The sequence below is a fragment of the Frankia sp. CcCS3 genome (assembly GCF_977927575.1).
This window is the reverse complement of the sequence record NZ_CDWRCL010000134.1, coordinates 1-10,677: the sequence shown is the minus strand read 5'-3', so window position 1 is coordinate 10,677 and position 10,677 is coordinate 1. Positions and strand designations below refer to the sequence as shown.

Annotated in this window: 10 protein-coding genes; 4 read left to right on the top strand and 6 right to left on the bottom strand. The window is 72.6% G+C overall.

Translation table 11 applies throughout. The features are described 5' to 3' along the window. The first annotated feature begins 624 nt into the window (after positions 1–624). Positions 625–1,827: an aminotransferase-like domain-containing protein gene (locus AC08OQ_RS12690; RefSeq protein ID WP_462188693.1), complete on the top strand. Its 1,203-nt coding sequence runs from the start codon at positions 625–627 to the stop codon at positions 1,825–1,827. A gap of 102 nt (positions 1,828–1,929) precedes the next feature. On the opposite strand, the gene AC08OQ_RS12685 is transcribed toward AC08OQ_RS12690, so the two are convergent. Further along, positions 1,930–2,646, bottom strand: a complete 717-nt coding sequence (locus AC08OQ_RS12685; protein WP_476593981.1) for an SRPBCC family protein — start codon at positions 2,644–2,646, stop codon at positions 1,930–1,932. A 2-nt stretch (positions 2,647–2,648) separates the two neighbouring features. After that, the gene (locus tag AC08OQ_RS12680; protein ID WP_462188690.1) at positions 2,649–3,380 is read right to left on the bottom strand and encodes an ArsR/SmtB family transcription factor; all 732 of its coding nucleotides are present in this window, start codon (positions 3,378–3,380) and stop codon (positions 2,649–2,651) included. A 250-nt stretch (positions 3,381–3,630) separates the two neighbouring features. Between AC08OQ_RS12680 and AC08OQ_RS12675 the strand changes: the two genes are divergently transcribed. The 3 genes from AC08OQ_RS12675 (at position 3,631) to AC08OQ_RS12665 (ending at position 7,275) form a co-directional block, all read left to right on the top strand. Then, positions 3,631–4,485: a siderophore-interacting protein gene (locus AC08OQ_RS12675; RefSeq protein WP_476598832.1), complete on the top strand. Its 855-nt coding sequence runs from the start codon at positions 3,631–3,633 to the stop codon at positions 4,483–4,485. After that, positions 4,386–4,667, top strand: a complete 282-nt coding sequence (locus AC08OQ_RS12670) for an SIP domain-containing protein (RefSeq protein WP_476598833.1) — start codon at positions 4,386–4,388, stop codon at positions 4,665–4,667. The genes AC08OQ_RS12675 and AC08OQ_RS12670 overlap by 100 nt, the downstream gene beginning before the upstream one ends. A gap of 382 nt (positions 4,668–5,049) precedes the next feature. Further along, positions 5,050–7,275: a serine/threonine-protein kinase gene (locus AC08OQ_RS12665; RefSeq protein ID WP_476598835.1), complete on the top strand. Its 2,226-nt coding sequence runs from the start codon at positions 5,050–5,052 to the stop codon at positions 7,273–7,275. A 34-nt stretch (positions 7,276–7,309) separates the two neighbouring features. On the opposite strand, the gene AC08OQ_RS12660 is transcribed toward AC08OQ_RS12665, so the two are convergent. The 4 genes from AC08OQ_RS12660 to AC08OQ_RS12645 all read right to left on the bottom strand — a co-directional run. Beyond that, complete coding sequence (locus AC08OQ_RS12660) at positions 7,310–7,525, bottom strand: hypothetical protein (protein WP_462188687.1); 216 nt, start codon at positions 7,523–7,525, stop codon at positions 7,310–7,312. A 23-nt stretch (positions 7,526–7,548) separates the two neighbouring features. Further along, a complete protein-coding gene (locus AC08OQ_RS12655) occupies positions 7,549–7,848 on the bottom strand; it encodes a hypothetical protein (protein ID WP_462188686.1) in 300 nt (99 codons plus the stop codon). A gap of 176 nt (positions 7,849–8,024) precedes the next feature. Beyond that, positions 8,025–8,843: a glutamate ABC transporter substrate-binding protein gene (locus AC08OQ_RS12650; RefSeq protein ID WP_476598838.1), complete on the bottom strand. Its 819-nt coding sequence runs from the start codon at positions 8,841–8,843 to the stop codon at positions 8,025–8,027. A gap of 293 nt (positions 8,844–9,136) precedes the next feature. Further along, on the bottom strand, positions 9,137–10,677 hold a 1,541-nt coding region (locus AC08OQ_RS12645), incomplete at its 5' end, for a hypothetical protein (RefSeq protein WP_476612064.1).

Sequence of the window (10,677 nt, the reverse complement as noted above, 5' to 3'; positions counted from 1 at the left end):
CCGGTGAAGTCTCCCGGGAAGGAACCCTGGCCGGTGCCGGGCGACCGGACTCCCGGCGACCAGCGCGACACTCAGAGTCGACGACACTCGACTCCGCCGGACTGTATCAGTTCGATGTCCGACACGCTCCCCTGATCATCTCCCGCCCGATCGCGACCGTCGAGGTCGTGGTCCAGCCGGCAGGCATTCTCTGCGATCCGGGCGCTCTATTTCTGTTCCATGAGTTCCGCATAAACCACTGCGACAGGAGAATTCCCCGTCGCCATTCCGTCCAGGTCCGCAGTCTGGCTTTCTCCGTGCGGACGTCTTACCCACGCCGTCGGCGTTCGGTGCCTGTTCACAAGCAGCCCCCTCAACCAGCCCGATCGGAGACATCGTCTGCGCCCGAGACGAAGGGGCATGATGACCTCTGCCATCCCCATTCCTGGTGAACGTGCTGCTCGGCCTGCTCGGAGTCGCGGGCGGCCACGTGAGCCGGCGCCGATGGCTATGATCGCCAGAAAGTCCAGGATGCGGGAAGCACAGTCCACATGCTGGAACGCCGCTGTACGGCCGTCCCGGCGGTTGGCGGCGAGTGGTCGTGTACGTCGGGGAGAACCCGGAGAAGGAGTTCGAGGAGCCGCCATGACCAACGCCGCTCCACCCGCCGCTGCGGTGCCCGGTCTCGCCGCCCGAGCCGGCGCCGTGCGCACCTCGCCAGTGCGGGAGATCCTCGCGCTGACCGCCCGCCCGGAGGTGATCTCCTTCGCCGGCGGTCTACCCGCTCCCGAGCTCTTCGACGCCGACGGGATTCGGCGCGCCTACGACCGGGTGCTCGCCGAGGAGCCGCGGCGCGTGCTGCAGTACTCCGCCACGGAGGGCGACCCGGACCTGCGCCAAGCGGTCGCGGACCGCCTGGCGCGCCGCGGCCTGCCCACCCGAGCGGACGACCTGCTGATCACGAAGGGCTCGCAGCAGGCCCTGACGCTGCTGTCGGCGGCGCTCGTGGAGCCGGGTGACGCGGTCCTCGTGGAGGATCCGACCTATCTGGCTGCCCTGCAGTGCCTCGGCCTCGCGGGTGCCCGGGTGGTGCCCGTCCCCACCGACGAGCACGGGATCCTCCCCGACCGGCTGGCGGAGACGGTGGCCCGCGAGCGTCCCAGGCTGCTCTACCTGGTGCCGACCTTCCAGAACCCCACCGGTCGGACGCTGTCCGCGGCGCGCCGCGCGGCCGTCGCCCGGGTGGCCGCGGAGCAGGGCCTGTGGATCGTCGAGGACGACCCCTACGGTGAGCTGCGCTTCCAGGGCACGCGGGAGCCGTGGATCGCGTCGTTCGCCGACGCCGCCGACCGCACCGTCCTGCTCGGCAGCTTCTCCAAGATCATGGCCCCAGGGATGCGACTGGGCTGGCTGCGGGCCCCGGCCATGCTGCGGCGGGCCTGCGTGATCGCCAAGCAGGCCGCGGACCTGCACACCTCCACGGTCGATCAGGCCGCCGCCGCCCGGTATCTGGCCGACGCCGACCCCGACCTGCACATCGCGCGGATGTGCGCCGCCTACCGCGAACGCCGCGACGCGCTCCTCGACGGGCTCGCCTGGGCACTGCCGCCCGGGAGCAGCTGGAACCGGCCCGAGGGCGGCATGTTCGTCTGGGCCCGCCTCCCCGACGGTCACGACGCCACCGCCCTGCTGCCCGGCGTGGTGGAGCACGACGTGGCCTACGTTCCCGGTGCTCCTTTTTTCGCGGGGCCGCCGGACCCCGCGACGCTGCGCCTGTCCTTCACCACGCACCCGCCGGTGGAGATCACGGAGGGATTGACGCGGCTGGCACGGGCGTTCGGAGTATGACCGTCATCCCTGACCGGGTGCCGGTGCCGGCCCGACACGAGCCGGCGGAAATCGGCAAAACGGCGGGGATCGACAAAACGGCGGGGATCGACGGAAAGGCGCTTAGGCGAACACGTCCTGCAGCCAGTCGGTCCAGGCCTGGGTGGTCTTCGCCTGGTCGGCGCCGGGGGCGAACAGGTGCAGGGCGATGCCGATCGGGGCGCCGAAGGCGTTGCGGCCGAAGAAGCGGTACAGCCCGTCGCCGGTCCGCAGGCCGAGGAAGTGGGGATGCAGGTAGTCGACCACGGCGTCCAGCGGGTCGATGCCCGGGAGGGTGACGCGCAGCGCGTCGCCCTGGCCGACCTCGTCGGCGACGCCGAGCTCGCGGCGCAGCCGGACGAACGCGTCCGGCGCGGTCGAGGACGCCGGCGCGTCGGCCGCGACGTAGGTCACCGGCCGGCGGCTGAAGTACCGCAGGTACTGGCCGAGCGTGTGCAGGTAGAAGTCGGTGTGCTGGCTGGCGCCGTCGTACTGATTCTCCCAGTCGTCGACGAAGATCCCGCTGTGGACGTAGCGGAAGGAGGTCATGCCGCCGTCCCGGCCCTCGATCACGTGTTCCAGCTGGTTGAACCAGCCGTCCGCACCCTCCACCCGGGTGACGAGGTGGTGCGGCGGGTCCCAGACGGTGACCGTGCCCCCGAAGGGCGCTGCGCCACCCTGCCGGGGCTCGAACTCCATCGGCCACAGCCATCCGCCGTTACCGGTGGTCACGGCGTCCCAGTACTCCTCCGGGGAGGTGGGCAGCACGCCCTCGCGGCGGATCTCGAACTCACGGGACATCTCTAGTTCTCCTTGGTTGCGGTGGGGCCATCGGTTCCGGTGGGGCCGGCTGCGTTGGTGGGACTGTCGGTGCCGGTGGGACCGGCGGTGCCAAGGCCGAGGACGTCCTCCCCCGCATCGGACCCCGCATCGGATCCGACAGCCACCCGCTCGGGCCGCGTGACGCTCGGGTGCAGGGCGATGACGAAACGGTGGGAGCGCCCGCCTTCGGCGGTGGTGTCGTGGTACCTGCCGACGAGGGCGGCAACCGTCTCCCCGAGCTCCGTGGCGAACGCGGCGCGGTCCGCGGCGGAAGCGAATCGGATCTCGCTGTCGATCGCGAACGTCGCCAGCCGCTGCCGGGCAGCGGTGGCACCGGTGATGAGGTCGCCGACCTCCCGCACCAGCCGGGCACCGAGCGCGAGCAGCCATCGGGCAGAGCGCTGATCCGGCGACCGGCCGGGATCCGGGGCGACCGCCGGCAACGCGGTCGGCGAGATCACATAGGAGGCCGCCGTCGCCCGTAGTACGCGCTCGGTGCAGTTGCCCCTTCTGCGTTCCTCGACGAGTTCGACCAGCCCGTGACGCTCCAGGGCCCGCAGGTGGTAATTGACCCGCTGACGTGACAGCCCCACGGGAGCGGCCAGGGTGCTGGCCGAACCCGGCTCCGCGAGCGCGGCCAGCAAACTCGCCCGGACCGGGTCGAGCGCGGCCCCCGCGGCGGCCGGGTCATCGATCACTGCGACCTCCAACATGCGCCTCATCGTCCTACCGAAAATTTTCCTTGTCAAGGAGGATGATCCTGTCGGGGCAGGTACGGGGCAGGTACGGAACGACCGTCGCGCCCCTCCGCGAGTCATCGCCCGAATGGCGGGGCATAGGTTCGTCCTGGAATGCCACCCGGGCTCGCGGAGGTCGGGACGGCCCCGTCCCGGGCCTGAAGCCCGTCCGTGCGGGCCAGAACCAGTCCGGCCCGCGGTCACGAGAGGCAGGACGCAAGAGCCGATGTCGACGTTCGGGCCGGACTCCTCCGTGCCATCCACGCCCCACCCGACCGGACTACCGGACGGGCGCGACGGCCGCCCGTCGGCGTCGGCGGAGAACCGGCCCGCGCCGCGGCACGCCCGGCCGGCCCCGCGCCGGCTGCGGGTCGTCCGCGTCACCCCGCTCACCGGGGACATGGTGACGGTGACGCTCGGTGGGCCGGCGCTGACCGGATTCTCGCTGCCCCGGGCCGCGCAGCACGTGAAGATCTTCCTGCCGGCCGACGGGCAGACCGAACCGACCGTTCCGGGCTGGGGGCCGGACGGACGACCCGTCTTCCCGGCGGGTGCGCCCCGCCCGATCGTGCGGACCTACACCCCGCGCCGGTTCGACGCTGAGGCCCTCGAACTGGAGATCGAGATGCTCCTGCACGGCGAGGGCCCGGCTGGGCGGTGGGCGCGTACCGCCCGGCCCGGTGACCATCTCGCCATCGCCGGACCGGGGGGTGGATACGAGGTGCGGACGTCGGCCGCGCACCACCTGCTCGCCGCCGACGAGACCGGCCTGCCCGCGCTGGCGACGGTGCTGGAACGGCTGCCCACTCGGGTACCGGTGACCGTGGTGGCGGAGGTTCGCGACGCCGGCCGCCAGCGGGCTCTCCCGGTCACCCCCGCGACGACCGTCACCTGGCTGCACCGTAACGGCGGGGTTCCCGGCGCACTGCTGGCCGAGGCCGTCGAGGGGCCATACCCCTGCCCGCCGGCACCGCGGCCTGGGTGGCCTGCGAGGCCACGGCGGTACGCCGGATCCGCCGTCACCTGCTCGCCTCGGGGCTGGACCGCGCCGACCTGTCGACCCGTGGCTACTGGCGGCTGAGCGCGGCGGACCATCCCGATCATGACTACGGGGAGGGCGAGGCGGCGGATGTCACCCGCGGCGGCGAGGGACGGATCGATCGGCTGCGCCGCACCCTCGGGCCGCTGAAGCAGCGTGCCGAAACCACCGCGCGCGGCCTCGGCGCGACCGTGAAGGCCCGCGCCGCCGAGCGCCGGCGGTGACCGGGTCGGCACCTGCTTCGACCACCCGATCGTGGGTGCGGCATTTCGGTGGGACGCGTCCCAGGGCCCTCGCCCGCCAAACTCGCCCGCCAAACAACCCGTAGCCGACGCAACCGGGCTCCGTCACGGCGGGCAACCCGACCGCATGGCAGGCTGGTCACGTACCAGCGCGCACCGCCCGACCACGGGGATCCACCGCGCCACGGCATTCCATTCCGACAAGCCGTCGCACGGACAAGCCGTCGCACGGACAAGCCGTCGCACGGACAAGGCGACGAACGGACCGGACGACGGCGCTCGGGGACGACCCACCGGGGAACGACGGCACGGGGTGGCGGGTGGACCCGGCACGCGAATGGTGCCCGTCGGCGAAGAGGGGCCCATGACGGAGGACAGCGCGAGACCCCCTGCCGGGCCTCCCATCGTCGGGGAACCCGGGTCGGTGAATCTGCCGGCTCCCCGGGTGACCGCGCTACCCCGGCGGGGTCCGGCGGCCGGCGCCCACCGTGATCCGCTCCGGCTCCCGCACCTGGTCGGCCCGCCCCCCGGGTCGACCCCGCCCCTCCTGGGCGCGCCCAGCGTTCCCACGGGCCTGCGGGAGTGCGCCGGGTGCGGCGCGCCCGTGGCCCGGCCGGGCCAGGACGAGCAGGACGAGAGCGTCGCCCTGGAGGGCAGCTGCGCGGGATGCGGCCACCGCTACTCGTTCACCGTCAAGCTGCGACCGGGCGAACGGGTCGGCCGCTACACCGTGCACGGCGTCATCGCGCACGGCGGGCTCGGCTGGGTATATGCCGCGACCGACGACAACCTCGGCGGCGACGACGTGCAGGCCTGGGTGGTGCTCAAGGGCCTGCTCGACGCGGCGAACCCGGAGGCGCGTCGGATCGCCGAGGGAGAGCGGCGCATCCTGACCACGGTGTCCCATCCGGGCATCGTCAAGATCCTCGACTATGTCACCCACCATGGCGAGGACTACATCGTCATGGAGTACGTGCCGGGGGCGTCCCTGGCCGGCCTGGCCGAGGTCGGGGTGGCGGGACCGGACGGGCGGTCGGCTCCGCCGTCGGCCGCCGATGTGATCCGCTACCTGCTGCGGGTGCTTCCGGCCCTCGGGCATCTGCATCGCCTCGGGCTGGTCTACTGCGACCTGAAACCGGAAAACGTGATGGTCACCGCCGAGGACGTCAAACTGATCGACCTCGGCGGGGCGCGCCGGCTCGACGACCGCGTGTCGGGATACCTGTCCACGCCCGGCTACCGGGCCCCCGAACTCGACGACGACGGGGAACGCCCGGCGGGCATCGCGCGCACCGCGCCCACGGTCACCACCGACATCTTCGCCGTCGCCCGGACCCTGGCCCGTCTCGTCCTCGGCCGGTTCCCGGGCTTCCTCGGCGCCTACCGGCACACCCTGCCGCCGCGCCGGGCCCATGCCCCGTTGCGGGACTTCGAATCCCTGGACCGGCTCCTGCGCCGGGCCACCGCGACCGATCCCGACCAGCGATTCCAGAGCACCACGGAGCTCGCCGACGAACTGGTGGGGGTGCTCTACGAGATCGTGGCCAGAACGGAGGGGCCGGTCCCCCCGTTGGCCAGCCGGTGGTTCGACGCCGTCGGGCATCCCACCGGGGAGGCGGGGCCCGCCGGGACCCCCGCATGGTGGGAGGTCCTCCCCGATCTGCGCATCGACCAGGACGATCCATGGGCGCCCGGACTGACCGCCGGTTCGGACGAGGAACCGGCCTCCCTGGCCACCCGGCTGGCGGCGATCGTCCCGAGGACCACCGAGGTGCGGCTATCCCTGGCCCGCGCCCAGATCCGGGCCGGGCAGCTCCATGAGGCGGCGGGCACTCTGGACGACGCGGCCGCGGAGCAGCCGCGGGAATGGCGGGTCGACTGGTACCGGGGCCTGCACGCCCTCGTCGGACGACAACCGGCCGTGGCCGCCGCGGCGTTCGACCGGGTCTACTCCCGGGTCCCCGGGGAGCTCGCTCCGCGCCTCGCCCTCGCGACCGCACTCGCGGACATGGCGACCACCACGGGCACCGCGGGCACCGCGCCTGAACGTGACGCGGCCCGGCACCGGGCCGCAGCCCTGTTCGACGTCGTCTCCACCATCGATCCGAGCACGACCAGCGCGGCGTTCGGGCTGGCCCGATGCCGGACCGATCCGGCCGACAAGATCGACGCTTATCTACGGGTCCCTCCGTCGTCCGCCGCCTACACCGCGTCGCGGATCCGCATGATCGGGGTGCTCGTCGGCCGGGCCACCCGACCAGACCGCGCGGCCTCGGGATCGGCGGCCCTGCACCGGGCGGCGACGATACTGGCCGATCCAAGGCTCGACCTGGGCGAACGACGCCGGGCCGAACTGCACCGTGACCTGTTCACCGCCGCCCTGGCCCTCGTCACGACCTACTCGTCCGCCTACCCGGCCGCGGATGCGCCCCGGCCACCGACCCTGCTCGGTCGGGTCATGGTGGAACGGGACCTCCGCTTCGGACTGGCCGAGACCTACCGGGAGATGGCCCGGTTGGCCGGTGACCGGGCGAGCCGGGTCCGCCTCGTCGACCAGGCGAACCGCATCCGTCCCCGCACGCTGCTCTGACGTTGACATCCTTGCTCAGCCGTAGCTTCCTTGCTCATAGGCGCTGAGCTGCGGTGCGCAGGTGGTCAAGCAGGTCGTCGACGAGTTGCTGGGGACTCGCGTGACCCTTCCCGTCAGCGGCGAGATGCCCCGCCAGGGCAAGGTCGGCAGCCCCGTGCGCGAGTGCCCGCACGAGAGATGCCACGCGCACCGGGTCACCTGCGGGCAACGCACCAAGCTGTTGGGCCGCGGTGACGGTATCGACGAGCATGGTCTGCGCGACGTGGGCCGCTGTCAGGCCGCAGTACTCAGCTCCCGCGAGTCGATCGACCAGGCGCCAAATACCAGCCTGAAGCGTGCCGGGTACTCCAGTGCCCAGGTGATGTAGTGGTGCATCGCCATGCGCAGTACCGCCTCGGGCGTCCTTCCACCACGCATCGCGGTGGCGAGCTCGGCGCCTTGCCGCTCCAACTCCCGGGCGGCGATCGCGGCGAGCAGCGCCTCCTTAACCCGGTACCGACGTCGCGCGCTGCAACCAGCTCTGGGACGCCAGCGCACGGCTTGCCGGTCTACCACCCGAACTGTAATAATCATCAGAGTTCGGGTACTAGGCCTCGGATGCGCATCATTCATCATGAATCGCCATGAATCGCCGGCTTCGATCTCGTGCTCGCCCCCGGGAGCTCCGGAGACCTGGAGCTCCCGGGCTTCGCCTGGTTCGCCTGGTTCGCCTGGCCCGCCGGTTCACAGCCCGCCGGTTCACGGCCCGGTCAGGGACGGCCGCCGTCGAGCAGCGGGGGGCGGCCGGGTACGCGTAGGCCCGGTCGCAGCCACTCGTCGTACAGGCGGGACCAGGTTCCGTCGAGCATGATCTCGCGAAGCACGCCGTTGACGAACGCGACGAACTCGTCGTCTCCCGCCGTGTCCCCGGTGATCGGCATGGCGATACCGTAGGGCTCGTCGAGCCAGCCGCCGGCTTCGGAGCCCGCGCCGAAGGCGCTCGGCCCGAGCACCGTCGTGTCGGGGTCCTGGGCGGCTAGCCCGGCGAGGAGGACATCGTCGCCGGCGATCGCGTCGACGTCACCGTGCTGGAGCGCGACCAGGCAGTCGGCGATGCGGGCCCGGGTCACCGGTCGGGGTCCCGGCGCCGGCAGCTGCGCCAGCTTCTCGCTGGACGTGCTCCCCGCCGACGAGCAGACCGGTCGTCCGACGAGATCGGCGATACCGCGGAACCCGGCGTTCTCCCGGACCAGCAACCGCAGAGTCGACTCGTAGTACACGTCGGAGAACCGGACCTGCCGCTTGCGCTCGCAGGTGATGGTCATGGTGGCCACGAGCATGTCGACCATGCCGGAACGGAGCAGGTCCTCCCGCTCGGAGGTGGTGACGGCACGGAACTGGATATGATTGTCGACCCGCTCGGCACCGAAGATGGCCGCGGCGACCGCGCGGGCTATGCCGACGTCGAACCCCTCCAGTCGCAAGGTGCGCCAGTTCATCAACCCGGCCGGGGGCGCGTCGGTGGCGATGCCCACGCGCAGGTAGCCGCGGTCCTGCGCGATCGCGCGCAGGCGGCTGCCCACCGGCATCCGGCCGGGGGGAGGCATCGGGGTGAGGGGGGGATCGCTCGACCGGAGCGGTCTGCCATCCCGGCGACAGGTTCCATCCGGGTTGGCCGATCCCGCCGACGCCTGCGTGGGCTCGGCGCCCGGCACCGGTGATGGCGGCATCGGGGCGGCCTCCAGCGGAAGGGGACTACGGGCGGTGCTGCAGCCCGTACCGCCCACGAGGACCATGCAGCCGACGAGGATCCCCCCGAGCACCGGGCCCACTCCCCTCGTCGGGATGGGGGGGTGCCGGCGCCCGGTCCGACCGGGCGGACTCACAGGTACTCCCGGAGCCGGGGCCACATCCCCGCCGCGGCCGCGACGATCGCGGTGAGGACGAGCGCCGGGCCGGCCAGCTCGAGATCGCGCAACGCCGCGGCGGCCCGGCGGGCATCTCCTTCGAACCTGCCCCGGGCGGCGTCGATCGCGACGTCGAGCTTGCCGAGGAAGCTGGTGAACGCCGTCGTGCCCGGCCCGAGGGTCCGGGTCACCGCCTGTCCGAACGTGTCGGAGGAACGCGGGTCCCCAACGGAGGAGCCGGCGTCTCCCGGTCCTCGCGCGGCCGCGACGACCGAGTCCGGTGACGAGGCCAGCAGAGCCACCACCGAGGCCCGGATACGCAGCCAGGAGCGCAGATCGCCCTCGAGTCCCGCCGGTATCCCGGCCCCCCCGCGCGCGTCGAGGGCGACGACGAGCGAACCACGACGGGTGACCGGTTCGGGCGGTAGGCGGTCGCCGGTCACGTCGAAGCCGAGGCCTCGGGTCACCCAGGCGAAGTGCTCGTCGAAACGGGTGCCGTTGCCGAGCGCCGTCAACGAGAGGTTCTCATCGACCCGTGCCTCCAGAGCCAGGGTCTTCGATCGGGCGAGCAGGCTTATCGGTCGGTACCCGGAGTCTTGCGCGGTGTCGAGACGGGTCTGCTGGGTTCCGAAGGCGACCGCGGTCCAGGTGACCGTGGCCAGGATGCACCCGGTGCCGAGCAGCAGGCCCGGGTTGACCAGTCGGTTCGTGCGTCGGACCAGAAGCAGCTGGACGCCGACGAACGCGATGATCGCGAAGGCGGCCGTGATCACGATCGCCCATTCGCCCCGCGAGCCGGTGGCCTGCTGGTAGGCGGTGTCCACCGCGTCGGCGTACCGGGCGACGAGCACCTCGGTCGCCGGAAGGATCTCCGTGCGCATCATCGTCGAGGCGGCCCGCAGGTTGGCCTCGCCGACGGACAGCCCCGCCCGGTTGTTCGCCCGGGCCCGTTCGACCATCCCGTTGTAGACAGGAATGCCCCCGGCGAGCACGCCCAGAGGGCACGACGAGGCGATCCGCCCGGGCGACGGCCGGGTCCCCGCGCCGTCGGGTCCGGGCGGCGGCGCCGCGGGTCCGGACCAGGGCGGGTCCGCGGCGCACAGGGCCGGGTCGAGTCGGCGCAGGTCCAGGACGTCACGGGCGGCATCGGCGACACTCGCCTCGAACAGCCCGCCGTTCTTGATCCGGTCATAGCGCTGCCGCAGCTCGGCGGCGGGCTCCCCCCTGCCGACGAGAAGCTCGACGGGCGCGAAGACCTCCGCCGCCGCCGCGGCATCCGCCTGGGACAGGGCGGCCCGCAACTCCTGAGCCGTGGCGAGCGCCCGGCCGTGCCGGCTCACCAGGCCGTCGGTCGCATCCAGCCGATGAGCGACCACGCCGTGCAGCGTCAACCCGAACAACGCGAGCGCGACCACGAGAAACGCCAGCAGCCCGACGAGCCGGACACCCGCGTCGCAGCGCGCCGCGACGCCCAGCACGGCCCGCGCGAGCCGCGCGCCCCACCGCGCTCGCGGGC

Excerpts from the sequence above, each read along its gene's own strand:
- AC08OQ_RS12650 (WP_476598838.1), bottom strand. The coding sequence starts at position 8,843 with ATGCCGGTGGGCAGCCGCCTGCGCGCGATCGCGCAGGACCGCGGCTAC.
- AC08OQ_RS12690 (WP_462188693.1), top strand. The coding sequence starts at position 625 with ATGACCAACGCCGCTCCACCCGCCGCTGCGGTGCCCGGTCTCGCCGCC.
- AC08OQ_RS12675 (WP_476598832.1), top strand. The coding sequence starts at position 3,631 with ATGTCGACGTTCGGGCCGGACTCCTCCGTGCCATCCACGCCCCACCCG.
- AC08OQ_RS12665 (WP_476598835.1), top strand. The coding sequence starts at position 5,050 with ATGACGGAGGACAGCGCGAGACCCCCTGCCGGGCCTCCCATCGTCGGG.
- AC08OQ_RS12680 (WP_462188690.1), bottom strand. The coding sequence starts at position 3,380 with ATGTTGGAGGTCGCAGTGATCGATGACCCGGCCGCCGCGGGGGCCGCG.
- AC08OQ_RS12660 (WP_462188687.1), bottom strand. The coding sequence starts at position 7,525 with ATGCTCGTCGATACCGTCACCGCGGCCCAACAGCTTGGTGCGTTGCCC.
- AC08OQ_RS12655 (WP_462188686.1), bottom strand. The coding sequence starts at position 7,848 with ATGATTATTACAGTTCGGGTGGTAGACCGGCAAGCCGTGCGCTGGCGT.
- AC08OQ_RS12685 (WP_476593981.1), bottom strand. The coding sequence starts at position 2,646 with ATGTCCCGTGAGTTCGAGATCCGCCGCGAGGGCGTGCTGCCCACCTCC.